At 42.9% G+C, this 25,692-nt stretch carries 28 protein-coding genes; 2 read left to right on the top strand and 26 right to left on the bottom strand.

Annotated features, from left to right (window positions below; genetic code table 11):
* Window positions 1–107: 107 nt before the first annotated feature.
* Window positions 108–263, bottom strand: a complete 156-nt coding sequence (locus G563_RS37955) for a hypothetical protein (RefSeq protein WP_157585163.1) — start codon at window positions 261–263, stop codon at window positions 108–110.
* Between the two features lies 1 nt (window position 264).
* Complete coding sequence (locus G563_RS0108160) at window positions 265–519, bottom strand: hypothetical protein (protein ID WP_028664892.1); 255 nt, start codon at window positions 517–519, stop codon at window positions 265–267.
* 167 nt (window positions 520–686) lie between these two features.
* On the opposite strand from G563_RS0108160, the gene G563_RS0108155 reads away from it, so the two are divergent.
* Entirely contained in the window at window positions 687–1,121 is a 435-nt protein-coding gene (locus G563_RS0108155; protein WP_028664891.1) for a helix-turn-helix domain-containing protein, read from the top strand.
* A gap of 361 nt (window positions 1,122–1,482) precedes the next feature.
* Window positions 1,483–2,691, top strand: coding sequence for a tyrosine-type recombinase/integrase (locus G563_RS0108150; RefSeq protein ID WP_157585161.1), 1,209 nt, complete (start codon window positions 1,483–1,485; stop codon window positions 2,689–2,691).
* A gap of 345 nt (window positions 2,692–3,036) precedes the next feature.
* Here the strand turns inward: G563_RS0108150 and G563_RS0108145 are convergent, their stop codons facing one another.
* The 24 genes from G563_RS0108145 to G563_RS0108025 form a co-directional block, all read right to left on the bottom strand.
* Window positions 3,037–3,462 (bottom strand): hypothetical protein, encoded by a 426-nt coding sequence (locus tag G563_RS0108145; RefSeq protein ID WP_028664889.1) that lies wholly within the window; start codon window positions 3,460–3,462, stop codon window positions 3,037–3,039.
* Between the two features lie 180 nt (window positions 3,463–3,642).
* Complete coding sequence (locus tag G563_RS0108140; RefSeq protein WP_028664888.1) at window positions 3,643–4,434, bottom strand: DUF4261 domain-containing protein; 792 nt, start codon at window positions 4,432–4,434, stop codon at window positions 3,643–3,645.
* Window positions 4,435–4,612: 178 nt separating this feature from the next.
* Window positions 4,613–4,777, bottom strand: coding sequence for a hypothetical protein (locus tag G563_RS37950; RefSeq protein ID WP_157585159.1), 165 nt, complete (start codon window positions 4,775–4,777; stop codon window positions 4,613–4,615).
* 502 nt (window positions 4,778–5,279) lie between these two features.
* The gene (locus G563_RS0108130; RefSeq protein WP_028664886.1) at window positions 5,280–6,992 is read right to left on the bottom strand and encodes an AIPR family protein; all 1,713 of its coding nucleotides are present in this window, start codon (window positions 6,990–6,992) and stop codon (window positions 5,280–5,282) included.
* Window positions 6,993–7,674: 682 nt separating this feature from the next.
* The gene (locus G563_RS0108120; protein WP_028664884.1) at window positions 7,675–8,649 is read right to left on the bottom strand and encodes a YitT family protein; all 975 of its coding nucleotides are present in this window, start codon (window positions 8,647–8,649) and stop codon (window positions 7,675–7,677) included.
* Window positions 8,650–8,719: 70 nt separating this feature from the next.
* Entirely contained in the window at window positions 8,720–9,202 is a 483-nt protein-coding gene (locus G563_RS0108115) for a hypothetical protein (RefSeq protein ID WP_157585157.1), read from the bottom strand.
* Window positions 9,203–9,820: 618 nt separating this feature from the next.
* Window positions 9,821–10,369 (bottom strand): bifunctional nuclease family protein, encoded by a 549-nt coding sequence (locus G563_RS0108110; protein ID WP_028664882.1) that lies wholly within the window; start codon window positions 10,367–10,369, stop codon window positions 9,821–9,823.
* On the bottom strand, window positions 10,362–10,592 hold the full coding sequence (locus G563_RS0108105) for a hypothetical protein (RefSeq protein WP_028664881.1): 231 nt from the start codon (window positions 10,590–10,592) through the stop codon (window positions 10,362–10,364). Before G563_RS0108105 ends, G563_RS0108110 begins: the two co-directional genes overlap by 8 nt.
* Window positions 10,593–10,722: 130 nt before the next feature.
* A complete protein-coding gene (locus G563_RS0108100) occupies window positions 10,723–11,328 on the bottom strand; it encodes an urease accessory protein (protein WP_028664880.1) in 606 nt (201 codons plus the stop codon).
* A gap of 12 nt (window positions 11,329–11,340) precedes the next feature.
* Complete coding sequence (locus tag G563_RS0108095; protein ID WP_028664879.1) at window positions 11,341–12,522, bottom strand: NHL repeat-containing protein; 1,182 nt, start codon at window positions 12,520–12,522, stop codon at window positions 11,341–11,343.
* A gap of 53 nt (window positions 12,523–12,575) precedes the next feature.
* Complete coding sequence (hypE, locus tag G563_RS0108090; RefSeq protein WP_229598460.1) at window positions 12,576–13,616, bottom strand: hydrogenase expression/formation protein HypE; 1,041 nt, start codon at window positions 13,614–13,616, stop codon at window positions 12,576–12,578.
* Between the two features lie 11 nt (window positions 13,617–13,627).
* The gene (gene hypD, locus G563_RS0108085; RefSeq protein WP_028664877.1) at window positions 13,628–14,722 is read right to left on the bottom strand and encodes a hydrogenase formation protein HypD; all 1,095 of its coding nucleotides are present in this window, start codon (window positions 14,720–14,722) and stop codon (window positions 13,628–13,630) included.
* Window positions 14,723–14,727: 5 nt separating this feature from the next.
* On the bottom strand, window positions 14,728–15,006 hold the full coding sequence (locus G563_RS0108080; protein WP_028664876.1) for a HypC/HybG/HupF family hydrogenase formation chaperone: 279 nt from the start codon (window positions 15,004–15,006) through the stop codon (window positions 14,728–14,730).
* Window positions 15,007–15,352: 346 nt separating this feature from the next.
* On the bottom strand, window positions 15,353–17,716 hold the full coding sequence (gene hypF / locus G563_RS0108075) for a carbamoyltransferase HypF (RefSeq protein ID WP_084650802.1): 2,364 nt from the start codon (window positions 17,714–17,716) through the stop codon (window positions 15,353–15,355).
* A 7-nt stretch (window positions 17,717–17,723) separates the two neighbouring features.
* Window positions 17,724–18,437 carry a hydrogenase nickel incorporation protein HypB gene (hypB, locus tag G563_RS34000; RefSeq protein ID WP_084650801.1) on the bottom strand — a complete coding sequence of 238 codons (714 nt, stop codon included), beginning with the start codon at window positions 18,435–18,437 and terminating at the stop codon, window positions 17,724–17,726.
* Window positions 18,438–18,442: 5 nt separating this feature from the next.
* Window positions 18,443–18,784 carry a hydrogenase maturation nickel metallochaperone HypA/HybF gene (locus G563_RS0108065; RefSeq protein ID WP_028526817.1) on the bottom strand — a complete coding sequence of 114 codons (342 nt, stop codon included), beginning with the start codon at window positions 18,782–18,784 and terminating at the stop codon, window positions 18,443–18,445.
* 87 nt (window positions 18,785–18,871) lie between these two features.
* Entirely contained in the window at window positions 18,872–20,398 is a 1,527-nt protein-coding gene (locus G563_RS0108060) for a hypothetical protein (protein ID WP_028664874.1), read from the bottom strand.
* The gene (locus tag G563_RS0108055; RefSeq protein WP_028664873.1) at window positions 20,373–20,699 is read right to left on the bottom strand and encodes a hypothetical protein; all 327 of its coding nucleotides are present in this window, start codon (window positions 20,697–20,699) and stop codon (window positions 20,373–20,375) included. Before G563_RS0108055 ends, G563_RS0108060 begins: the two co-directional genes overlap by 26 nt.
* Window positions 20,696–21,004 (bottom strand): hypothetical protein, encoded by a 309-nt coding sequence (locus tag G563_RS0108050; protein ID WP_028664872.1) that lies wholly within the window; start codon window positions 21,002–21,004, stop codon window positions 20,696–20,698. Before G563_RS0108050 ends, G563_RS0108055 begins: the two co-directional genes overlap by 4 nt.
* Window positions 20,988–21,479 (bottom strand): hydrogenase maturation protease, encoded by a 492-nt coding sequence (locus G563_RS0108045; protein WP_028664871.1) that lies wholly within the window; start codon window positions 21,477–21,479, stop codon window positions 20,988–20,990. Before G563_RS0108045 ends, G563_RS0108050 begins: the two co-directional genes overlap by 17 nt.
* A 222-nt stretch (window positions 21,480–21,701) precedes the next feature.
* Window positions 21,702–23,294, bottom strand: a complete 1,593-nt coding sequence (locus G563_RS0108040; protein ID WP_028664870.1) for a nickel-dependent hydrogenase large subunit — start codon at window positions 23,292–23,294, stop codon at window positions 21,702–21,704.
* A gap of 37 nt (window positions 23,295–23,331) precedes the next feature.
* On the bottom strand, window positions 23,332–24,315 hold the full coding sequence (locus G563_RS0108035) for an NADH-quinone oxidoreductase subunit B family protein (protein WP_028664869.1): 984 nt from the start codon (window positions 24,313–24,315) through the stop codon (window positions 23,332–23,334).
* 211 nt (window positions 24,316–24,526) lie between these two features.
* Window positions 24,527–25,147, bottom strand: a complete 621-nt coding sequence (locus G563_RS0108030) for a TetR/AcrR family transcriptional regulator (protein ID WP_028664868.1) — start codon at window positions 25,145–25,147, stop codon at window positions 24,527–24,529.
* A 20-nt stretch (window positions 25,148–25,167) separates the two neighbouring features.
* Window positions 25,168–25,527: a hypothetical protein gene (locus G563_RS0108025; protein WP_028664867.1), complete on the bottom strand. Its 360-nt coding sequence runs from the start codon at window positions 25,525–25,527 to the stop codon at window positions 25,168–25,170.
* Window positions 25,528–25,692 lie beyond the last annotated feature (165 nt).

Here is a 25,692-nt window from a genome sequence, read left to right as displayed (position 1 = left end):
TTTTTGCAGGGTTAAAGATAGGGCAGGGCAGGATTCTGCCTAGCTAAGTAGGTAGCTAGTACCTGAGCAATACACGAATAAATAGTATTTACGGGGTATGAAAAATCTCAATAAAAGAACAATGGAATCCAAGTGAGGCAGCAATAGTAAAAGGGCAATCCAAGGCTAAAAACGCCGATGAAAGGAGCAAAAAGGAGAATCCAGAAAAGTACTGGATACGACCAATGATGCTTGGGAGTTTCGGAGGTAGGGGCGATTTTCATGTTAAGAAAGAATGTGATTGTTATTAAGGAAATTGTCATCAGTATAGCCTAGATACTTTTTCATTAAAACAGCTACTGCCGCATCTACTTTGCGTAAGTTATAGTGGGGCTTGACAAGTAAAGTTCTCTTGAAGTATTCAAGCATTTCTAGTCTTACCAAATCTGATTGGAGTTCGAGCCATTTTTCTCTACAAGATATTTCAAGCTCATTGTACCTTCCTTTTAAGGTTTTGACATTGGTTTCTGCTTTTTCCATAGGTGTTTTTACGTGTTTTTGGGCTTTTACTTGACTTTTACAAACTTTGTCACAAACTTTGTTACAATATATGTCTTACATTTTCGTACATTTTGTAGTTAAAAATGTAAGACAAATGTAAGAACAAAATACTTTATTAATCAAAGCAACCTTATATATTTTTTTCCATGAATCCACAAATTTTGCCTATTGGATTGATTATTAGTCAGTTAATAGAGGAGAAGCGGTTGAAGAAAAAGGACCTTGCAGAAAGGCTAGGGAAGGGAAGGCAGTATATTTACGATACATTTGCCCGAAAAACAATGACTTATGAAGAGCTAGAGAATTGGGCAAATGCCTTAAACGTTACAGTAGAGGAAATTGAAAGCAGACAAAAACAAGAAAATGTGTCAGAACAAAGTTCTTTAAGTAAGGACTCTTCTTATTTATTATTATTAATTGAAGAGATGAAGAGTACTATTAAAGATTTAAGAGAAACCGTCAAGAGCCAAGCTCATACAATTGAGGTTTTGGCGGGAAAGTCGGATAGTGTATGTGCGGCTGGATTTGTAGGTTTTGGTTTTTTTTTGGGTATTTACATACAAATTCACATACACTCATAAACCTTTAGGGTTTATCAGCCTCATTATAAGTTAGTTACTTGATTTTTTGTGCGCCCAGCTTCGGGAGCTACAAAGTTGATTTTAAGCTGAAAACCGCGTTTTTACGCGGTTTTTGCGTTTCTGCCCTACCTTTCAAGTAGTTGTCTCTAGGTACATATTTAGGTACATCGTTTTTTTTGATAGGTACATCATTTTAGAGCTTCTTTTGTGGCGGCTATTACTATCATTTAGCTCATTTCTAATGATAGAAATCATCGCTTTTTTAGGTGTCTTTCTATCTCTACTTCCGTCAATGATTTGAGGAGCGTTTGCCCTCGCATTGTTTCACCTCAAATCAAAAGTAAATCATGAAAAAAGAATCATGTTTGATGTTCATTTCAAATTACGCTACACGCGTATAAACAAACAGCCAGATTACAACCTGCCCGCTACGATTCAATTTGTAGTCAACATTGACGGGATTTATTCTTCACCTCGTTCAACGGGCATATCGGTGATGGGCAACAAATGGAGCGGCGTCCAACAAAAGATAATAGGCTCGTCCGAAGAAGTACAATCCCAAAACAGGCGTTTGAGTAGCATCAAAGCAGGATTGGATAAGTTACACCAAGAACTATGTCTGGTCAAAGATTTTGTGACGCCTCAGTATTTAGTCGATGTTTATGTGGGCAAGAAAGAAAAGCGTATTACGGTCATGAAGTCTTTTGAATGCCTTTTGGAAGAATTAAAGAACCCCACTGACCCTACAGCCCCCAGACTCAAGCAAAAGACTTTGGATAAGTATGATAAGTGCTATGAATATTTAGGGGAATTTTTGAAGAAGGAGAAATGGGAAGCCATAGAAGTGGTGCAGTTTACGCACCCAGTGGCCGAAAAATACCGACGCTTCTTATACAGCAAAGAATTTGGTCAAGACCACGTAAGCCGCTATGTGAGTTATTTGAAGAAGTCATTTGCGTTATCCAAAAAAGTGGGAGATACTGACTCGAATCCTATTTTTGATGTCCCCTGCCCTCGTACAAAGCCCAAGAAAGCGAATCCCTTGACCTTTGAGCAGTTGGAACGGCTTGTAAGCTACCGTTCACAAGATATTTTTTTGCAGCAAACGGCGGATGTAATGGTGTTTTTGGCCTTTACAGGGTTGGATTATTGCGATTACGTGGATTTTGATAGCAGTAAGGATATTGTTGAATTGAAGGGGGTAAAACTAATTACGATGAAACGTACGAAGCTGTTTCGAGGAGGTTCTATTCCTGATGACACCTACATTCCTTTGTTAGCGCCTGCCAAAGCGATTTTGGACAAGTACAACGGGTTTCTTCCTTACCTGAAGTACGCGACGCTTCTAAAGAACCTAAAGCACATACTAAAGGCAATAGGGGTGGGAACAGATATGTCGGTGAAGAATCTTTGTAAAACGTTTGGTTCGTATTTGCTCAACAAAGGTCTACGCATGGAAGTGATTCGGGATTCGATGGGGCATTCGACAATCAAACAGACGGAGGAAAGTTACACGATTGTGTTTGTGGATACATTAATCCATGCTTTTAAGCAAGCAGGTTTGATTTAAGGCCAAAATGAGCATTTTGCTATCATTTTGAAGCGGTCTTTTTGCGGCTCCTGTTGTGATGCATTCAATGGCCACTTTAATTTGATAGCAAAATCGTTGTCTGGGAATGCAAATTTTGCAAGTCGACCTTAAAATTTGCTATCAAATTAACTATATATACGGTTGCTACTAACGGTTAACGGTTTGGCGTTTGCGGATTTCGGAGTACAAAACTGTGAATACACCCTCCTGATGGCTATCGGGATTGATGCGAGGTAGAATGTTCAATTAACCACGTCACCCGCCATTGAGCCAAACGTTTGTTAGCCGTAGTTCCATTTCCTTCGGTCAGCACTAACCAATCTGTCATAAGTTCTTTATTTTATTTTTGTCTAAGTTGTAGGGCCAATGATTTTCTTCATAGGTCTGTGAAGAAAACTGCTTTAACACATAACGAAATGGTTCAATTATTTCTTTGTTGTCTCCAGTAATTTTTATTAGCTCTGTCGCGGCAGCACTCTCATTGTGGAGGTCGTCAGTTTCAATAATTGTCAAGGTTATTACTTGTCCCTTTCTCTCAAAGTCAAAAAAATACGCTTCTGGTTCTAACCACCAAGTTATCCGTTTGACTTCATTGTCTTGTAATTTTGTAACTGCATTATAAAGTTCTTCAGTCGGGTTATTTAAAACGTCTGATGCTCCAAAGTCCAAATGAAAGTCTTTGTAAGAGAAGTCAACAGGTAGCCAACCGTGTTCTGGTGTGCCGAATGCTATTGAAATTGAATTGTCCATTTTTGTGTCGTGTTTGTTGATCGGTGCAATTACTGCTAACGGTTACGTATTGGCGATGGTGGGGCATTTGGAAATCGTCAGCCCCACCTTTGCACAAAAGCCAAATAGAATTACTAATGTTGAATTTACAACTGCCTGACCCCACTATTGCCAAACCGATGTTGTGCACAAACTTTAAATCTAAATTTCAAATTTAAAAGATTCTCCTTCTACAAATACTCCTTTTGACTTGGTAATTTTAATTTTTTGTTCGGCTGTATAACCCAATGTCTCACCACTTCTGAAAGTGACGTTACTATTGATTACATATGCACAAATATTCCCTAAAAAGTTGTACATTTCTTCTAAATCAAGTTTTGTGTTTATAAACTCCATTTCAAGTTTATCAAAAGCAGAGAGTCCATAAGTATATGCACTATTTCCATTTTCGCCCTTTCGAAGCCCAATATATACCCAAAGGTCAAGTGGAATTTGGTTAGTTTTTAATGCGTCTGAACTGTCAAGGTATTGTTGTCTTGGAATAAGTAAAGATTGAGAACCTTGGTAAACGCCTAAACAGTTGGTTGTTGCAATAATTGAGGATAAAACCTTAGTCAAAATTTTGAATCGTTCTAATTCGCTATTTTTATTTGACATAAGTGTTACAATAATATGTGAATTATGATTTTTTAAATCTTGGCTTGCAGATACCCAATTGTAGGCGTATTGTGCGGTTCCTTCAATATCGTCCCAAGGAATTTGAGTAGGCATTGTTGCAAGTGCAATAGTTTCACCTTGAATTGAAAATGTTACTATTCTACCTTCGCTATTTACATCTGAAATGGAAGTATTCCAATTGTTTTTTAAATAGTCGGTAACTTTCTCCAACTCAAACGTTTCTCCATTGTTGAACATTGGCATTGCAAGAAGAATGTTGCTTTTTTTTGTTTCTTTCGGCTGTTCTTTCTTTTTAAAGAAGTCAAATAGTCCCATTTTGTTATTGTTAATTGTGTGTTATTTTACGATTAGTGCTAAAGTTTCGAGCTTTCAGAAATAAAGGTATTTAAAAAATACTCCGTTTTATTTACTTTTCGCTGTGCAATAAAGTTAATCGGTTTCGCATATATTCGTCAACCCTTATTTTTGAAAGCTGATTTTGTTCGCTGGGGTACTATTTGAAACGAACTAAAATCATTGTATAATCAAATGCGCTTTCTGCTTCAGAAAGTGGCTTATTTTTTGTCAGTTCAAGTACTTCAAAAGTGTCAAACAACCCATTTGTATTCATTAACCTCAGGTAAGGTTTTTTATTGCGTTGCATGATTTCAAGCTTCATATAATCTTCCTTTTTAGAAGTTAGTTTTGTCGGAGGCTCATTGCAATAATGAGCAAATTCAAGAATAAACTGCTTTTCTTTGTAAAAACACCAGTTAACCCCGTTGCAATAGTTCATTTTATAAGACCTAGCTGTATTGAAGATTAAAGTGTCCTTTTTGCAATAGTCATCATTAGAGTTATCGTATCGCCAGTTATTTGTAGCGTCGCTAACATCATTTCGGGACTTTTTAAGTGTCTCTTTAAAGATGAAGTCTAATGAGTCCTTAGGAACTGAGGTTTGAGATATTGACAACTTTGTTATCAAACATAACAAAACGAGAATTATATTTTTTTTCATGAATGAATTGCCAATCAGCTTGCTTACAACGTTTTAGAGATTTGCGAAGGGCGGGTTTCGGAGCACAAAGCTTCAATTTATTACTAAAGTTCAATAGAAGCACAAAGCTCCAAGTTTACACGTCACCCCGCCTGAAGCAAAACCCGTGTTAGCAGATGTAGTTTTAAAATCGCTCATTTAACCTTACAATTAATGCGTCAGTAAAGCCTTTAGTTTTAGCCATATTGATCAAGTTAGTATCTTCATTTTCTTGTTGATACATGTCCAAAGATTCTGTTAAAAACACAGTAGATTTATTAAAAATTATATCGTCCAATAGTTCAATATCAATATTTACTAAGTCTTCAATTCCAAGAGTACGTTTATTGGTTAAAAATGAAGCAGCAATTCTTGTAAGATGTAGTTTGAAGTTGGCAAGTTTGTTTTTGATTTCTCTATCTTCAATATTACCCCATAGTTCAACAATTTTTTTGTTTAATAAACAACATACTAGGTATGCTTTGTAATTGTGGGTTGGATTGAAAATTCTATTATATGTTAAGTCTTCTTTTATTAATGATGTTGGTTTCGATCTGGCAGAGTTTGGGTTGTTAAAAATAATTGATTCAATTGCTTGAGCAGCAGTTTGAATACTAAATATTCTTCCAGCCGGCTTCCCTTGATTTTTGTAGTAATTTTTTCTTCTATCATAAAAATATCCCGAGTTTAAAAAGAAAAGTTCGATTTCTCTTTGTACATCATCTGTTGCCCTGAGAAGTGATGGCGATACTGGATTTTGACTATTTGTCGAAGCTATTATATGATCAATGGTTTTCTTATCTTCATTAATAATAACCTTAACTAAAACGGATCTAATATCTACATCGCTTCCATTATGGTTTAAAAAAATTGAGTAAGATGTTTGTAATCCATTTACAATTTGAACATTATCCATTAATAATGTTGTTCCAACAAGTGAAGGATTTGTTGCGATTATTGTAATACCATTATTTAACCACCAAAAATCTTCATTGACAGGATTTTCAATTGAGTCTTTAATTTTTTTATTTACATCAACCAAGCCCTGAAAATGCCTAATGTTGCTTTCAAATAAATCTTCTCTTATTGATAAATCATCATCTGTTAGGAATGCTTTATAGTCTGCTAACTTTACTGTTCCAACATATCCTATACCAAAAGTATCATAGCTAGTTGATAGGGGTGTCTCTTTGTATTTAAGTTGAAGTCGTTCTTTCTTTCGAGTTTGATAGAGTTTTAGAAGTTCTTCACTACTATAGTTAGTATATTCAATTTTTGCCCCAACAAAATGAGATTGAGCAATTCCTTTTAATTGTCTAACTTTATCAATAAAAGTGTCATTAACTGTCACAGTTTCAGAATAAGTGCAATAGTTGAATTTGACTTTTAATATCCCACCTGCGATGGAACACTTTTTCCAAGTTTCTCTGGCTATTAAACCCTTTTCAACTACATCAGGATTAAATCTGATTAAAAGAGCATCTTCACTACGACTTAAATTGAATAATTCGGGTAGAGTTGTAATTAATCTGTCAATTGCCAATTCTTTAAATGAATTTTCTCTTTTGCATTGAGAAATTAAAATTTCAACATTGGTTTTTCTGCTGAATTTTATTTCTTCAATATCTTCAATTGATTCAGGTACAAAATCATCAATAATTACGAGTATTGAATCTATGCCACCATCATTGCTACCATCGACTATTGAATTTTGAATATCTTCAAATGCCAAATCATTGGATTTTGTTATTTGCGTTAATGCAAATAGCTCAAATGTCTCACTATCAGTAGTTGTAAGTTCATTTTGAGTTTTGTATTGGTCAATACAACCGCTTAAGATTATTTTATTGTTACTCATATTCGTTTTTTACTATATCTGCTAACGGGTAGGGAATAGCCGAAGTTTCCTGAAATAAAGACCGATTACGTCGAAATGTAAGGGAATTTTGGCTAGTACGAAGTTTAGGTGTAGGAAAAGAGGCCTTAAGCTCTTTAAAACCTACTACTTGCTTTCCAAACGGCCTACTGCTGGCCCCACCTTAATTTTGTACAACAAAATATAGCCCCCATTGCACCTATACCCCAAATATACCCAATTTCAATAAAATGTACCTAATGATTTCATAGGGTATTATGCAAATTTTTCCCCAAAGTGGGTAACCGCTAAACAGACATAGTGTTTTTAGCGTAAAATCGCCCATTTTGCTATCATTTTGCGGTTGCAAAAATGTAGCTTCTGCGGAAGCTTTGCCGAAAATACTATTAAAACTGACGGAGAGGGTTTGTCTCATCCTCATAAACTAAGCCAATAAACTCCCCATTGCTAGAGCACAAGTTATCCGTATACCATCACTGCTTTACGTTAAAGAAGATGCTCGAAAATTTTTGCGCTATTATTTGAAAAGTTGTTACTGGTTTTTCGCAATTACTTCAAAAAACGCTTTGAAAATAGACCCTTTTCTAATTCTTAGTATTTTGGATTGATAATAAACCCCTGATTGAAGCCTGTAAAAAAAGCCAATCAGGGGTTTGGAGGGGTTTTAGTGATTCAAGGCCCGCTTTTTGACCATTCCCCCTTTGGTATCTTTGACGCTGCTCATTACCACAAAGGCATGAGGGTCAAGCGTCTGAATTTCGGTGTTGAGTTTACTGAGCTCCAGACGTGTAAGTACGGTGTAGATAATGTCAAACTCTTTGGTTTCACCATTGCGACCATAGCCTTTTTTGCCTTTATAAACCGTCACGCCCCGACCCATTTCGTTGATAATCATCTGCCTGATTTCGTCGCTATGAAGAGATATGATCGTCACTCCCATGTATTCATCTATCCCTTCTATTACGAAGTCGAGGGTTTTGGAAGCAGCCAAGTACGTAATCATCGAATAGAGGGCTGTTTCGACCGAAAGAAAATAAGCCGCCGCCGAAAAAATCACGATATTGACCATGATGATAATATCGCCGATGGTGGTGCTGAATTTTCGGCTTAGAAAGATAGCCAATACTTCGGTCCCGTCGATGACCGCGCCACCTCTTATCGAAAGTCCAATACCTGCTCCTAAAAAGAAACCTCCAAAAACAGCCACTAGCAGCGGGTCTTTGGTAATTTCGGGAAAATGAACCGTGGCAACACATATGGCCAAGCCAGTAATAGCCAGGGCCGTTTTGAACGCAAACTGACGATTGATGACGATGTAGGCCATAAAGACAAAGGGTAGGTTGACAAGAATCAACAAGGCATACAGCGGAATCCCGGTGAGGGTATTGATAAGGAGTGAAATACCCGTGGCACCTCCATCGATAAAACTATTGGGAATCAGGAAGCTCTCTAGACCAAAAGCGGCGGAGGCAATACCCGCTGATACCAAAATAAGGTCTTTGAAAGAGCGCACAACGTTGATTTTTAAGGCTCTAAATGCCTTTGCCAATCTAAAAGCCGAATAGGGCTGTTGTGAAGAAAAAGCCTCCTTGGGGCGTAATATAGTCTGGGTGATAATTTTGGCTAAAAATGAATTCATGGATGCTGTTGTGGGGTTTTTAGAAATGAAAATGTACCGAAGCAACTGCTCCAGTACATTTGATTAAAAACTAAGAAAGAGCTTTAGGATGATTGCGCACTTTGGTATTTAGAATCGTAAACCATTTTTCAATAAGCTGTAATTGCCCATTGAGAATAGGGTTGTCTTGTGCTACATTATAAAACTCCAAAGTGATATCAGCAGAGCCATGATTTTTGGGCTTTAAGACCAAATCTAGTTTGTCAATCTTACTTGTTTGGCTTGTGTTGAGAATACTACATTTTTGTACCAAAGCAAGAGTTATTACTTCCGAATGTTCATCTTGGTTGATTTGTCTTGTAAAAAACACCTTGCTACCCGTGCTGTCAATCCCAATAGCGGAATTGTTCCAGAGGTCATATTGGGCAATGTCACTGCCGTGTTGTTGGGCAAGGGCCGACAATTTTTGAGTCAATTTTTGGGCTTTCATACGCTTGTTTCGACTTATCCAAACAAACGGAATGCTACAGATAAGGATGAGTACAACACCCACCATTAATGCTCCTAAATCCATGTTTAAGTTTTTTAGTTTAGCAATAAATGAGAAACTTGATTTGGTAGGTTGTCACCAAATCTTAAAAAAATAAGCCATTAAATAGAAGCAATCATTACCAGAAATAATGAAAGGGGAAGATGATGTCAGTGGATTGTAAACTGACAATCTGGTTTTTAGAATGGAGACAGTATTGAATGAATTCCGAACAAGCAGCTATAGGAAAGAAAGAGGCGCGCTCTTGGAAATCATTTGCTAAACTTGGGGAGAGATTGTGATTGACAGGTGGTGCGGGAATTTCTCCTTGCTGAAGATGAAACAGCAAATGAGAAAGAATTAATGAATTAGGATTGTTGCTTTTTGCTTCGAAATGTTTCTGAAAAGTATCATTGTGAATAAATGCATTAGTACTGTATAAGCTTATGATAAAGCAATACAGAGTCGATATAGTCGCAAATGCAATTATTTTAAATACTTTCTTCAAAAGATTGTGATTGGAAACGTGGCGTGACAAAAAGACCAGAGGTAGGAACCTTTTATTTTTTAACCCTAAATGATGTAAAAAGGTTCTGTTCAAATCAAGACAAAAATAGTAAAATTTTGATATTTTTTGATATTTTATCTTGCTTGCAAAAGGTTTTATGGTTGTTTGCGCTTTTCGATGGCACTGCGCAAGCGGGCGGCGCTTTCGTAGTCTTCTTTGGCAATCACTTTTGACAACAATTCTTCTAGTTCTTCCAACGTATATTCGGCATAGGATTTCTTCTCACGGCCTTTTTCATCCAACAAATACCCCGCTTCTTCCAACACTTGGTCGCTAACGTAAAGGGGACAGTGCATCCGTACTGCCAACGCAATGGCATCAGAAGGGCGACTTTCAATCTCAACCATACCTTTTAGGCCTTGTAGGTACAATTTTGCATAAAAAATATCTTGTTGAATTTGATAAATGCAGACCTCCTTGGCTTTGGCACCAAGCTTTTGAATAATGGTTTGGCATAAATCGTGCGTAAGGGGGCGCGAAGGTTGAAGTCCCTCTAAATGTATGGCAATGGCTTGCGCTTCATTGGTTCCCACAATAATTGGAATACGTCGTTTAGAAATAGGTTCTTCCAAAATCAGTACATAATGACCACGTTGCGACTCACTTTCGGCCATAGCTATCACAAAAACTTCGTATTTATTCATTCGTGCTGGGTGTGAGGTTGGTTTTAATAAACTGACAGAGCGTTCCGATATCGTCGAAGGGAGAAATGACCCATTGTTCAAACGAAAGTCGGTACAAATCTCGGCCTTCTACTTCCAACGAAAATCCACCTGCAAGGTCAAAGTATTTGCCGTTACGGTTAAGTACCGGAATCTCCATTTGCTGGAGGGCGTATTGGACAAAATCAGCTTCGTTGTAATTCATAGTGATTTTATATTATTTGCCCCAAACTGTAATTTGGGGCAAAAAGGTACAGCGTCTCCGACGCAAATTCTATCGCTTGCCCCAAACTATCATTTGGGGCAAAAATGGTACTGCGTCTCCGACGCGAAATTCAAACATTCTCCAAAACAATTTTTGCCCCTAAACCCATACACAAAGCGGCTGAAACCAGTGCTAGCCCACGCAAGAGGTGGCGGTTTTGGAACAATTTACTCGAAAAAGGCAGACTAAAAGCCCCCGCCGCAACCATCATACCCGCGACAGAACCTAGGCCAAACAGCAACAAGTACAGAAAAGCATGACTTGGTTCTTTGATTTGGGTCAATACTGAAATCAATAGCCCGCCACTTCCTGCCAAGCCGTGCATAAGCCCTACGCCATAGGCTAAGCCATGGGCAGGTTCATGGACGTGAGGGTGATGAAGTTCGGATTTTAATTTTACAATTCGGTGAATGCCTAATACGATGAGCATCAGTCCTACACCTGCTTCAAAGTACTGAAAAATGGCTTCGGAAAGTACAAATTTGCCAAGCATATACACCAATGCCACCAATAGTATCGTGGATGTATGACCAAGTCCCCAAAATGCCCCGTCTTTGAGCGCGGCTGAGGTGGAGTCTCTGCGGGTGACAATGCTACTGACCGCCACCAGGTGGTCGGCTTCAAAACAATGAGCAAACCCGACAACAACGGCGAAAAATAAAGGGGCGAGTTCCATGTATGTGACTGGTTAAGGATTGGTAATTTGATACAAAAGCACGCGGTGATTGCCCGTATCGGCGACCACCAAACAATTCTCCACGGTACAAAGCGAAAATGGCCAGTACAATTGCTTGTCGGTGCCAAAGCGGGTATTGCTATTTTCGCTGCCTGTTCTAAAATTATCATGGCCAATGAGGTTGTCGGCCAAGGCGTTGTTTTCGGTAGGAACGCGGTCAAACCAAAGCAGACGGCTATTTCCTGTATCGGCAACAAATAACCCATTTTGGTAAAAAAAAGCGTCGTAGGTCCAGCTCATTGAGTTTTGTTGGGGAAACAAACTGAATTGATTCATTCCATTCGCGTCAAAATCGGGCTGGCCGATGATGACGTCGGCGGGCTGGGCGAAGGCATCTTGCCAACGGTGCCAAATGAGGTTTCGGTAATATTGCGTATCGGCAATCGACAGTACTCCTTCGGCATTGACTCGGACGGAATAAGGCCAAATCGGTTCATGATTTTCGTAGTCGCGTTCTGTAAAATCAGGTTTTCCAACGACGGCGTCGGCAGCGGTGAAGTTGTGGGTGGGAAACGCCTCATAAAATAAAACACGACGATTACCCGTATCACAAATCCATAGCCGTTGGCCGTCCGAAAAAACACCGTATGGCCAATACAGCGACTGAGCCGAAGGCGTAGTTCCCACTCCTTGAAGGTTAGGTAAGTTGCTTTCAAAATCGGGCTGCCCAATAACCACATCGGCGTCTTGCCCATTTTGAGTTGGGAATTTATTCCAAATCAGTACTCGGTGATTCCACGCGTCGGCGACCACCAACCGCTGCCCGTCTGACCAAATCCCCGAAGGGTATTGCAACGAGCCCGCATGGACTTTACTACCCGCGTTTCGTCCCGTGTGCGACGTTTCGAGTTGGCCTAACACAAGGTCGGGGGCTGCAAATTCGGTTTCTGGCAGCGTATTCCAACAAAATAGCCGATTTTGACCCGTATCTGCCACCAATAGACGGTTTCCAACGGCCCATACACCGCGTGGCGCTAATAAAGGATTCCCTTCATCTCCTCGAAAAATGGTTGCTTTTTCGACCATCGGTGCTTTCCCTGCCAAGGATGCAGCATAGGTAGTGCGAGCATTAGAAGTGGAAAGCGGCGGCGGCGGAGCTTCCGTGGTGTCGGTAATGGCGATGTTTAGGTTCATATAAGTAGAACCCTTCTAGGGTTTTAAACCCTAGAAAGGTTGAGGTTTGAAGGTTAACAAATACGAGGAAGCTGTTCCCCCACCAACATATTTACCACTCGTTTTCCCCCAATTCGGCTGTGAAGCACTACTTGTTTGGGGTGTTCGGTGGTTACTTCACCAATGACAGCAGCGTCCTGACCGTATGCCAACGTCCGAAGTTTTTGCACAATTTCTTCGGCTTTTTCAGCAGGAACAAAAGCCATAAAAACCCCTTCGTTAGCCACGTAAAGTGGGTCAAGGCCAAGCAATTCGCAAGCGCCGCGTACTTCTTCGAGGACGGGTATCGGCTGTTGAAAAAGATTGACGCCTAAGCGGGAGTCGCGGGCTACTTCGTTGAGGACAGATGCTACGCCACCACGCGTCGGGTCTTTGAGTAAGTGAATATCCGTCCCAAATTCGTCCAATAATGCTTTCACAGTATGGTTCAACGGGGCAGAATCGCTGGTAAGGGTTGTTTCAAATTCCAATCCTTCCCGCACAGACATGATGGCGATGCCGTGCGTGGCAATCGACCCACTTACAATAATTTTGTCACCTGCCCGTACATTTTTAGTAGAAATGTGGGCTTGCGGGTGGATGTTGCCCAAGCCAGAGGTGTTGATAAAAATTTTATCTCCTTTGCCCCTTTCTACCACTTTGGTGTCGCCCGTCACGATGCTTACGCCCGCCTTTTCGGCAGCTCGACGAATGGAGACCAGTATTTCCCAAAACTCTTTCATTGCAAGCCCTTCTTCCAAGATAAAGCTCAGCGAAAGGTATTTAGGCACTGCGCCGCACATGGCCAAATCGTTGACTGTTCCGTTAACGGCCAGTTCGCCGATGTTTCCTCCTGGGAAGAAAATGGGTGAAATAACGTAACTATCGGTAGAAAATGCCGTTCTCCCCGACCACTCAAACATGGCACCGTCGTGGTGTTCGTCGAGTAATGGGTTTTTAAGTAAATCGAAAACTCCCGATTCGAGGAGTTGATTGGTTAAAATTCCACCACTTCCATGACCAAGCGTGATAACGTCAAAGTCAAGTTTGGGCATTGGGCAATCGAGTGAAATCATAGTTTCTAAAATTATGCTACATCTGCTTCGGCAAAATGGTAATAGGCAGCGCAGGCTCCTTCCGACGAAACCATGGGGGCGCCCAGCGGTGTGATGGGCGTGCAGCCTTTGCCAAATTGCGAGCATTCAAACGGTTTTTTGATGCCTTTTAGGACCTGTCCCGCAATGCAATCGGCGCATTCGGAAGCTTTGGCGATTGAAATGGCAAACTTTCGATTGGCATCAAAGTCCGCCAACGATGCTTTGACTTCCCAACCACTGAGTGGGATGTTTCCGATGCCGCGCCACTCGCGGTCAGAGACCTCAAACACTTGTTCAATGACTTTTCTTGCTTCGGGGTTGCCGTTGGCTTTCACTACGCGACTGTATTGATTTTCGAGTTTAGCCTCGCCGTTTTCAAGTTGTTTGACCGTCATCAAAATTCCTTGCAACAAATCCACAGGTTCAAACCCCGTGACTACCATTGGGATATGGTATTTTTGAACAATGGGTTCGTATTCCTCCAATCCCATAATGGTACAAACATGCCCTGCCGCCAAAAAGCCCTGAATTTGCGCCTCACCGTCGTTGATAACGGCCTCCATAGCAGGAGGAACAAGTACATGAGAGGCTAAAATGGAATAATTGGTCAGCCCTAACCGACGCGCATGAAGCACCGAAAGTGCATTGGCAGGAGCGGTGGTTTCAAACCCTACGGCAAAGAAAACGACCTGACGCTCGGGGTGCTCTTGGGCAATTTTAACCGCTTCTAATGGCGAATACAAAATGCGGACATCGGCGCCGTTGGCCTTGGCCTCCAACAAACTACGGCTCGACCCTGGCACGCGAATCATGTCACCAAAAGAACATAAAATGACTCCTTTTTCTTCGGCCAAGTAAACGGCCTTGTCGATGAGGTTTAGCGGAGTTACGCACACGGGGCAGCCTGGGCCGTGTACCATGGTGATTTGTTTGGGCAGTAGGTTTAAAAGGCCATTTTTGACCAAACTGTGCGTTTGACCGCCGCAAATTTCCATAATTGTCCACGGGCGGGTGGCTACTTTGTGCAGTTCTTCGAGGTAGTGCTCGACTACTTCGGGGTCGCGAAATTCTGATAAGTATTTCATGGGAACTAGAGGGGGTTAGGACGGTCTAATTGGGAGGATGCTACGAGCTCATCAATTTCTCCGATTTCCTCCAAATACTCGAAGGTTTTTCGGGCTTCTTCTTCATCGACGATGCTGATGGCCACTCCCACGTGAACCAACACATAATCGCCTTCTTTGGCATCAGGCACCATTTCCAAACTGGCTTCTTTGGTGATGCCGCCAAAGAGCACTTTGGCCATGCGTACTGTTCCGTCGTACTGGAATTCTATGGATTTTATTTTACCAGGAATTGCTAAACACATAAGAGTAAGGTTGAAAGGGGTTGATACATTGGTTTTTGACACAAAGTTTCACAAAGTCGTACTGTGCAAAATTAAGCTAGTAAAAAGTTGTTTTTATTTTAACCCCACGCCTTTAGGCTGGGGACACAATGGGAGAACTTTACGTGGGCTTTAGCCCTGATTTTACCGCGTTGTTATCAAAAAATCAGGGCTAAAGCCCTAAGTTGTACTCTTTGTTTTTAGACCCCAGCCTAAAGTCGGAGCGCCGATGCGACGTGGGGTTTAAGGAGTTGCTTATTATTGATGTTATCCAGCTTAGTTTTGCATTATTACTTACTTTGTGTCACTCCGTGGCCAAAGAGAAATGTTAATTCAGGACAGCCTGCCCAAACGAAACACATTCGTCGTTTGGTGAAAATTGTTGATGGAAAAACAGCTCGTGGGTATCTCCCAAGACCGTAATGCAAAGGTCCACCAACAACGCATTTTGGAAAACCCCACCGCTAAAAGCTAATTTTTGAACCCCTGTTTGTTGGGTGAATTTTTCTATGATTTTGACTAATGTTACATGAAATTTCGCCGCGATTTCATCTACTGGAACGCCCGTGAGGACGTCTTCGGCTACCGCTTCTAGCAGTTCTTTGGAAGGAATAGACCGATAACTGAGGTTTTTCAATGAATAGTATTGCGTGACTAAAAGTCCATGCTTTAAAAAATAGCTTTCGGCCAATTCCTCCAATTGGAGGGCGGCTTCTCCTTCATAGCTGGTTTTGTCAATGCCGATTAAAACACTGGCGACGGCGTCAAATAGCCTTCCAACGGAGGAAGTTTTTAGGGTATTTTTGGCTAAAAGCTTGGCGTAAAAGCTACTTTCTTTGCCTGAGAACTTGTTTTTGAGCAGTTCTTCTTTTTCAGGAAAAAGCAATGAAAAAGCTGATAGTCGAGGTTCTAATGCCATTTTATCCCCCGCCAATGAGTCGAAATACTCAAAATGCGCTATTCGCTCAATGTTTTCTCCCAATGGACGAGAAGGATTAGGAAAATACAAAAAAAACTCGCCACCCCAGCTGTGCCCGTCGGTTCCGTAGCCTGTGCCGTCCCAAACAATTCCTGCGATGGGTTCAGGAGAAGAAGTGAGTCGGTGCTCTGCCAATACTGCGGCAAAATGCGCAACGTGATGTTGAATTTTTTGAAGGGTTGACTTCGTCGCTTCTGCCCATTCGTGCGCTAGTTGGGTGGAAAAATAGCCTTCGTGGGCATCGGCTAAAAAACAGCTAGGTTGAACATCAAATACGTTTGCAAGGTGCTGGAGCGTATGTTTAAAATGCGTTTGGGTTTCCCAATCTTCCAAATCACCAAGGTACTGGCTTGTATGTAGGTTATCGGCCGCAAGCAGTGTAAATGTACTTTTTTGAGAAGCGCCAAACGAAAGTTGGACAGACGTAGTTGAGGTCAGACCGTTGGCGTTTACGCTTCCCGTTAGCCCTCGACTGCGACGGAGTATAATTTGTTTGGCACAAAAAGAGGAAAATCGTAAGACGGAGTCGTCTTGGGGAAGTACAATTTCTCGGTTGTGCGTTAGAATAAAATCGGCGACTTGACTGAGTTCGGTAAAGGCGTCGGGGTCTTTAAAAATAATAGGACTTCCACTTCGGTTGCCGCTCGTCGCGACCAATGGTTTTCCAAAATCGTGCGCCAGTAATTCCAACAAAGGGGCATACGGCAGCATGACCCCCAAATGCGTGAGGCCAGGATTGACAGACGGAGCAATGGAAGCAGTTTTACGTGGACGTACCAACACAATCGGCGCAACTGAACTCAACAAAGCATCGGATTCTTGAACACTGACGGTTGCTTCTCGTTGTAAAATTTCTAACGTTGGATAAAGGACAGCAAAGGGTTTGGTGGGTCGGTGTTTTCGTTCGCGAAGGGTTGCCACGGCATTTTCGTTGGTGGCATCACAAAGCAAAAGATACCCCCCAATTCCTTTCACCGCCACAATTTTCCCCGCTTTTAAGGCCCGATGGGCGCGGTCTAAAATCCAATGGGTATCGTGTAAAAAAGAGGAAGAATAAGCAGTAGATTGTCGGCAAGTGTACCAGCTCAATTGAATGCCGCAGCTGGAACAAGAATTGGTTTGGGAATAAAAACGACGGTGGGTGGGGTCGTTGTATTCGTCCAAACAGGCGGGACACATTTCAAAAGCCTGCATCGTCGTTTGGGCGCGGTCGTAAGGAACTGCCCGCTGAATGGAAAAGCGCGGCCCGCATTGGGTACAGGTAATGAATGGATACCGAAAACGACGGTTTTGTGGGTCATGTAGTTCTTCGCGGCACGATGAACACATCGCAAAATCGGGGGTAAGCTTGAGGCCATTGGTGAGTTTACCAACTTGACTTTCAACAATTGTAAACGTTTGAAAGGAGCAAAAAGGGAGTGGCTCTAACTCATGCTTTTCTACTGAGGCTTGGGACGGCGTATTGGCTAGAAGGGTTTCTAAAAAACGTTTTGCCGTAGTTTGGTCGGTATTCAAAACCACTTTTACGCCTTCGGGACCGTTGCTCACTGTCCCTGTCAACCCCCATTTATGGGCTAGTTGATAAACAAATGGCCGAAATCCAACGCCCTGCACGATACCCGTTAGCCGAATACCATAGGTTTGTTCATCAAAAGGCACTGACTTTTGATGAACAACTTGTTGGATTGTATTTTCGGCAGTTTCCACCCACATAACTGTTTTACATTACTTTTTCGGAGGTTTTTTCTTTTTTCGCATAGACGCGCTCGGTCAACCAATCGCACCATGCTGCCATACCGTCGCCTTTCAAACTCGAAATGCTAAGTACTTCGATGTCAGGGTTTACGTCGCGAGCATCTTTGGTGACAGCTTCCACTGAAAACGGAACGTAAGGCAACAAGTCAGACTTGGAAACGATGAGCAGTTCGCTCGTCAAAAACATCCGAGGATATTTTTTGGGCTTGTCGTCGCCTTCGGTGCAGGCCAAGACCGTTACGCGGTAGTCTTCGCCCAGATCAAAAGCCGCAGGACAAACCAAATTGCCGACGTTTTCGATAAATAATACATCCGTGCCTGTGAGGTCGATGTGGTCGAGGGCTTGGAAAATCATCTGAGCCTCAATGTGGCACATGCCGCCCGTTACAATTTGCAGGGCGTTGATGCCCACATCGCGCATACGGATGGCGTCGCGCTCGGTTTCGGGGTCACCCACCAAAACGGCCATGTTTAACTTGCCTTTTAGCCGCTTGCCCGTTTCTTGCATGAGGGTAGTTTTACCGCTTCCAGGCGACGAACAAACGTTGATGACCAAGATGTTCGGCAGTCGGTCGCGGATGGCTTTGGCCACAAAATCGTTTACTTTTAGTAAGTTAAGTGTCGTGTTTTCGCACTGTACCGACCCAACGGAGGCTTGGTTTGATTTAGGTTTTTGCATAGCTTTTATTCAAATTCTACTTTACTGATGAGTAATTCTTCTCCTTGTATCACGTTTCGACTCGGCCGCCCACAATGACTACACACGAAGCGATATTGTTCAACTTCTGAGGTTTGCCCACAGAGGTCGCATTGAATTAAAATGGATAAAACCTCGACGTGTAAACTTGTTTTGTTGTACTTGGGCTGGTCTTCCAAAACGGCCTGAAACGCGTTCTGCATCAAAATAGGCTGGACATTAGACAAAAGCCCAGCTTTTAAATAAATCCCGCGTACGCGCTGCATGTCGTTGGGGAACTCTTCTTCCAACGTTCTGAAAATATTCCGTACTAATGATATTTCGTGCATTTATCAAGAGGTTTTGTATAGACCTTCCAAGTTTTCAAAACTTGGAAGGTCTATTTTTAGACTTCAAAAGGCAAGAATAAAGCATTGCTAGTGTGGGGTTAAGAGATTTACCATTGCTTTTAATTTCTCCAATTTTTCTTGGTGTTGCACAGCTTCCGCGCGTAAAGACGGGTCGTTGGTCAATTGGGCTAATTCGGCAATGTAGCTTTCCATTTCTTCCAACAGCGCTTTTTCGCTTGCTTCATTTTCGTGGTTGACAAACCAGCCTATTTCTAAAAAATTGAGCAAGGTCAATGCCCGTTCGTGCGGGTAGTCTGCCGCCGTTCGTACGTCCAACGCCTCCCGATAAAACGACAGCGCTTTGGCGTGGTTGTCGCTTTGGGCAGCTTCGGGGTATTTGGTGAGTGCATTGGCGTAACTGTTGCAGATGCGCGCGTATTCGTACGGATTGGTTTCGCGGGTAAAATAGCGGAGTGCTTCTTTGAAAGAACTTACCGATACGGCGGCCCAAATCCCTTTTTTCTTGACTTCGTCAGGAATTTCGGAATAAATCACGCCTAAATGGTGATGAATTTCGGCAAACACCTCGGGCGCATTGTCACGGGTAAATAGTTTGAGTGCTTCTTGGTAGGCTTCCATGGCGGGTTTCAAAAACTGCGGATTGCCATTTTGCGCCCATGTGTATAACAGTGTCCCTTTTCGATAGTGTGCATTGGCCACCAATTCGGGAATATCCTCTTGGCGCAATAACGCAATCGCCCGATTGATGTAGCCCAAAGATTCGGCAAAACTATCCGTCAGGTTGGCAATTTGGGAAGCATCAATGAGCAAAAGTGCTGCTTGTGGCCCGTTTTGCCGTTGTTCGTAATACGTTATGAGAGTAGCCAACGAATCTTTAATGGTAGCCAGCAATGCCTCGTCGTACGGTATTTGTAGCTGTTTCAACCAAACGGCACATTGCACATTTTGTAATTCCATGCGTGCATCGTCCGAAATAGCCATATCGCGGCATTGGTGGAGCAACTGTGCTGCTTCGACCAATTCGTCGGCATCAAGCAGTAAAGAGGCATAATGTTTGCCCGTAAACGCCCGCCATTCATCATCGGGGGCGGCTTCGAGGGCTTTTTGGTAGTATTTTTTTATGGTAACGTAATGAACAAAATGGGTCAATTCGCCATAGTGAGCTATGACGGCGGTGTTATGCCAATACCGATACATTTCAAAGGACGGCAGTTTTGTGAAAGGCTCCTCGGTGATTCTCACCTGCACCCCGTGTTGGAGACAGTTGAGGGTGTCGATGTCCCGTAGAAGAAACGGGTTGATTTCGGCCAATTCGTACGCTTTTTCATAATTTCCGAGTTTGGTATAAACCACTGCCAACAAATTTTGCGCGCTAAACTCCAAAGGATAGGGGAGAATGTAAGGCGGGGCTTCGTTGGCCCAATCAATTGGAATAAAAATTTCATGGTCACGTACCACCAAAAATCGGTTCGTGATTTCTTCTCCAATCGAAGGCATTTCTTTGACACTGACGACTTCGTTGAGGCGAAATTCGCTGTCAATAATGGCCTGTAAAGCAGGGAGTTGGTCAGTTGAGGCAAATATCGAAAACATGTAAAGCGTTAGATTTAAGGGTTCCTCGGGCGTCGCGCTGCATTCCGCGTCGAAACAATTGAGCGTATAATTTAGCTTTCTCTTCGGTATCGTAATGGTCGAGCCTTCGGCATAAAAACTGGAATGGGTTCTGAACATAAACATAGACCATGGTCAAATGCCAACGTCCTTTTCGGGTTTCGATTTGGTAACGTACCTCGGTCGAATGAAGCCAAAGGTCGTTGATAAGTACCTCTAAATCTCGGTATAAACCTCGGACGTTGAGGGTAAAGCCAGCGCGAGAATCAGGAAATGGGTTCACAGTCGTACGTTGATAATGCCCACTTGGGTGACGTCATAAGCCAGTTCACGGTCGTGCTCGTCGAGCTCAAAATCAAGCAATAATCCACGGAGGTAAAAAGCTTTGTCCCCAATTGCGTTTTTGTCTTTGAGCGTTTGCCAATTCGTTTTATGGAGTTTTTCAAAAAACTGCTTGGATTTTCCTGCCAACAATAAGGTTTGTCGCTCGGGATAATACACCCAATTGACCTGCGCTTCGTTTTCCAACACCGACTGCACCAACGCTACAGGTAGAATCAAATGACCATTTTTAAGCTGTAGTGTCATACGCGGCTAATTCCAATTCTTTCAAAATCAACTCAACAACGCGGTCGCCTGCTTCACGAACGGGCTGGCTCAAACCAATGTCAAGCCGAAGGTTGTCAACTGCAATCAAATACACCTGAATGTCGTTGGGGTATGCTTCCTGCAAGATTTTTTTGGCGTACGAAAGCGCTTGGTCCCATTTTAAGCTGTGCAAGAACACCATCGGGTCGTCCTGAATGTGTGCGTTGATTTCGGAGGCAGGTAGTCGATACAACGATCCTGAGGTTTCTCCCGAATTGACGACGGCGTCCACCACAATGATTCGTTCGTGACCTTGTAAGTGAAAGAGCACCTCAAAAGCTGAAGTGCCCATGTCAAATAAGCTTACCTGTTCATTCCCAGCGAATTGGTTTTTGAGTTGTTCAATCACAAAGCAGCCGACTCCGTCGTCGCTTCGGCACGGGTTCCCAAACCCCATTATCGCTGTTTTTTTCATGTCGTGTATGATCTATATAAAATTGGCCAGCTGAAAAAGTAATTTTCTTTTAACTCCAGCCTTTAGGCTGGGGACATATAAAGAATTAAGACATTATTGGGCTTTAGCCATGACCTTTAGCATTATAACGTAAAAAATCAGGTCTAAAGCCCCATCTACTTAATAGTACAGTTCCCCAAATCCCCAACCTAAAGGCTGGAGTTACTGGATTGTTTTAGAAAACTACAATTTGAACTTCGCCAATTCTTGACCGCTCTTACCGTCGTGGGCGTGAACCGTACAGACCAAGCAAGAGTCAAACGAACGAGCCACTAAACCTACTTCCACGGGGTCATGTGGGTCTTCGATTTCGGTGCCTTCCAAGGCGGCCTCAATGGGTCCTGGGTTGCCTGTTTCGTCGTTAGGGCCTACGTTCCAAGTCGTTGGTGCCATCACTTGATAATTTTTGATGACGCCATTTTCGATTTCAATCCAGTGTGCCAATGCCCCACGCGCTGCTTCGGTGGCTCCCCAGCCTTTGCCGTCGCGTTCGGTAGGTTTGATGTAAAAGTCACCATTCAGGTCCACTTGACGAAGCCACTCATCAATCATCAAATACAAGCGCGGCGCTTCGTGCAAACGTGCCAACGTGCGGGTAAATACACTTGGCCCCATTTTTTCCATAATATCCATAAAGAGTGGATCTTGGAATTGGTGTGCTTTATTGGCAGGATTGGCATTCATAATCACCCGCGACAGCGGCCCAGCTTCTGCCGCAAAGTTCATGTAACGCGGCGCTTTTGACCAGCTGTATTTATCGTTAAAATTGGTTTCGGCCAAGTTTTGTGACGGCAGCGGCGTTGGCAGTGGTTCGTCCCAAGGGTGGGCGGCGGGTACATCGGCGTACCATGCGTGCTTGACGTGCTCTTGTACCTGCAAATGGTCAAGTTCGTAGTACTTTTTACCATCCCAAAAACCGCCAGGACTAATCACGGCATTGTTGCGGGTTTCAATTTTAGGCTGGTTCCACAAATCTTTGTGAATATAGGTGCCAAACGCCACAAATTTACCTACCCCTTGTCCAAATTTATGCAGTCCAAACTCAATCCCTGCCCGAATGTACAAGCCCAAGTCGGAGTTGCGTTGCGATTCGTTTTCTTCGCCCCATTCCATCAAATCGTCCCATGTCTTGATTTGCATGTAACGTTCAATTGAACAGCCCAAAAAGATACTTTCGAGCCAATCTTTACGGAATTGATTCATGATGGCATGGGCACGCGTGATGTCTTTGAGGGTAGGAGCACTCATAACGCCCCCAGGCACCATGTAGCTAGAATGTGGCCACTGACCCCCAAAAAGCGCATATACTTGTACGGGCAACGCACTTGAGGTTACGCCTTTTTGGAAAGACGTCCCTACATATGCTGCCCAGCGTTTTACTACTTCGGCATAGAGGGGCTTGTTTGCAAATTTTTTATTGGCTAAGTCGGTGGCAAAAATGGCATAAAACCAACGCGGAATACTTTGGATGGTTTCGGTGGCTTGTCCCAAGGCGCGAAGCAAGAGGGCATTCGGTGGCAAGGTGGTTCCCCAAGCGGTGTCGAGTGCTGAGGAAGCGCAATACAAGTGGGAGCCGCCGCAAATTCCGCAAATACGTGGCGTCACAATCAGCCCTGATTGGGGGTCTTTGCCCGCCATGATTTGTTCAAAACCACGGAACATAGCCGCTTGCGTGTGGGCGCGGGTCACTACGCCGTCTTCCATATATACTTTTACATCGAGGTCGCCTTCTACGCGGCCTACGGGTGATATATTTAGTTCTTTGGTGATTGCCATTGGAGTGTGTTCAAGTTGAGATGGAGGAAATGGGAAATTATTTTGAGCCTTGGCTGTGTGCTTTTTCGACACCTAAGCCGACTTCTAAGGCGTGCATGGTTTTTTCAAAGCCTGCGCGCATATAATAGCCTAATTTGGAGTTGCCCGCTGGCACGTCTTGCGGAAGGAAACCCAAGTATTTGAGGGTTTTGAACACACTTCCTTTGGCCAAATCGTGGTGAGGGAAGCCTGGCTCAGTACAACCCAAGCAGGGGTGATTGGCGCGGGTTTTGCTGGATTGACGGTTCCACAAGATTCGGTTACAACTAGCGCGCGTCATTGGCCCACGGCATCCTACTTCGTAGAACAAGCAGCCGTTGCCTCGTTTTCCAAAACCTCCGTCCACTTTGTTGGCAAAATTGACTACGTTGGTACAACCCGTCTGAACAAAATCGGTGAAGAATGTTTTTGGACGATGGTATTCATCAAGTAACACATCTCCAATTCGTCCCGTAGCAATCGCAACCAAAATTTGGGTAATCCAGTCGGGGTGAGCGGGGCAGCCTGGGATGTTGATGACAGGCAAACCACCTTTCGATTTGTAATTAGCTCCCAAAAAGCCTCCTTTTTCCTTTTTCAAAAACTGTACTCCTGTTGACTCACTAGGGTTAGGGGCAACGGCGGGAATTCCTCCCCAAGTGGCACAGTCACCTATGGCTACCACAAAACCCGCTACTTCTGACAACTCACGTACCCAGTCTTTCATCGGGCGGTCGCAGAAATAGTTCATTGTTCCGGTGTTTTTGGGTCCTTGGATGATGCTCCCTTCGTAGACTAAAATATCGCATTGGACTTTTCCTTTGAGGATGTCATGGAGCAGTTCGGTCACTTGGTGACCAATTTCTAGCCCAATAGAGGGGTGCCAGAGAATATTTACGCCGAAATCGGTGACGAGGTCAACCACCGTAGGCTCTTCGGCATTTAAAAACGACATGGTATTGCCACTGCACGCGCCTCCTTGCAGCCATAGTACATTTGCCATAAGAAAAACTAGCTTAAGGGTTTTGGTTTGCTAAAATTGTACTAAAAAGTGAACAAATATAACCACTTCTGGCTTTTTAGAAAATATTTTCTAATTAGATTTAGAAATTTTTTTCTAATTTAGAATAAACCTAAATATTGGTAGCTACATGTGTTTCACAAAGTAGTGGATGTACTACTTAAAAGACATGACATTGATCAGGATTTAAAGATTAATTTTGAGAAAGGACGGGAGAGATAAGTTCGAAAGTGTCTAAGCCTTTTTGGGTAAAATACGGCTTTAGATGGTTCCATACTGCCATTCGATAGCGGCCTTCCGTGACGGGCTTGCGACGAATGGTTTGTTGGGGAATCCAAAAAACAAGCGTCATCCAAATGGATTCGGCAATGAGATGGTAAGTACCCTGAGACGATTCTGGAAGAAGCTCACCGCGACTTACATGAAAGTCGATGCGGTTTCTGATTTGTAAAATCATTTTGTTCATAAACATCTCCCATTCTGACTGAATTTCGGGTAGGGGATGTTCGGCAGAAAACAAATCCGTAATGTAAAAACGGTAGGTTTTGAAAAACTCAAAATAGCCCGACATCTGCATGTCGAAATCGGTAAAAGAAGGCGTAAGAAGATAGGTACTGAGGAGTTGTCGAAATTCATCAAATAATTTTTCGTACACCGACGAAACAATGGCCTCTTTGTTGCGAAAATGGTAGGCCAAATTACCGACGCTAATACCCGTTTCGTCGGCTATTTGTTGAAGCCTGACACTTGCCACCCCGTGCTCATTAAAGAGCTTTATGGAAGCCAGTACGATTTTTTCTTTGGTATTGTGCATGATAACCTTTGCGATGATGCTCAGTTCTGTGCTACAAATATATCATTTATACTGATTGCCTGCGTACCGCGCTGGTCTTTTGCCGCTAATCGGCGCATCAAAGACGCAAACAAAGACGCCTTGCGCGGGCACGAATACGAGGTGATTTGTCGGCGGATAAACCGCATCGGGTTGTTGGTATGGGCAAAAACCAAATTGACTTGCCACTCGCCTTTGTGCCGAGTGAGTTCTTCAATGACGGCCGTGTCGGCGAGCCATTCGTCTTTATGAAAAAAAATAAAATCAGGAAGTGTACCGCGCTTATCGGTCACGTGCAGGTCGTTGAGCCTGCCCAATAAATGGGAGTACGTAACTTCGTCGATGCGAAAATGAGGTTTCATCTTTGGCGCGTTGGTGAGTCAAAGATACAAAACTAGGCTCTATTTTTATTGTTTTGGAAGTGTATTTGGATAAACTTACAAGGCAGGTTTGGCACAAATTTAGGGTATAAAATAGGAGAGGGCTATATTTGTAGCTTTAAATCATTCTCTAAACCTGACTTAGTT

The organism is Runella zeae DSM 19591 (genome assembly GCF_000423565.1).
Taxonomy (GTDB): Bacteria; Bacteroidota; Bacteroidia; order Cytophagales; family Spirosomataceae; genus Runella; species Runella zeae.
The sequence above is the reverse complement of the archived record's forward strand: the minus strand, read 5'-3'. Positions and strand labels throughout refer to the sequence as shown.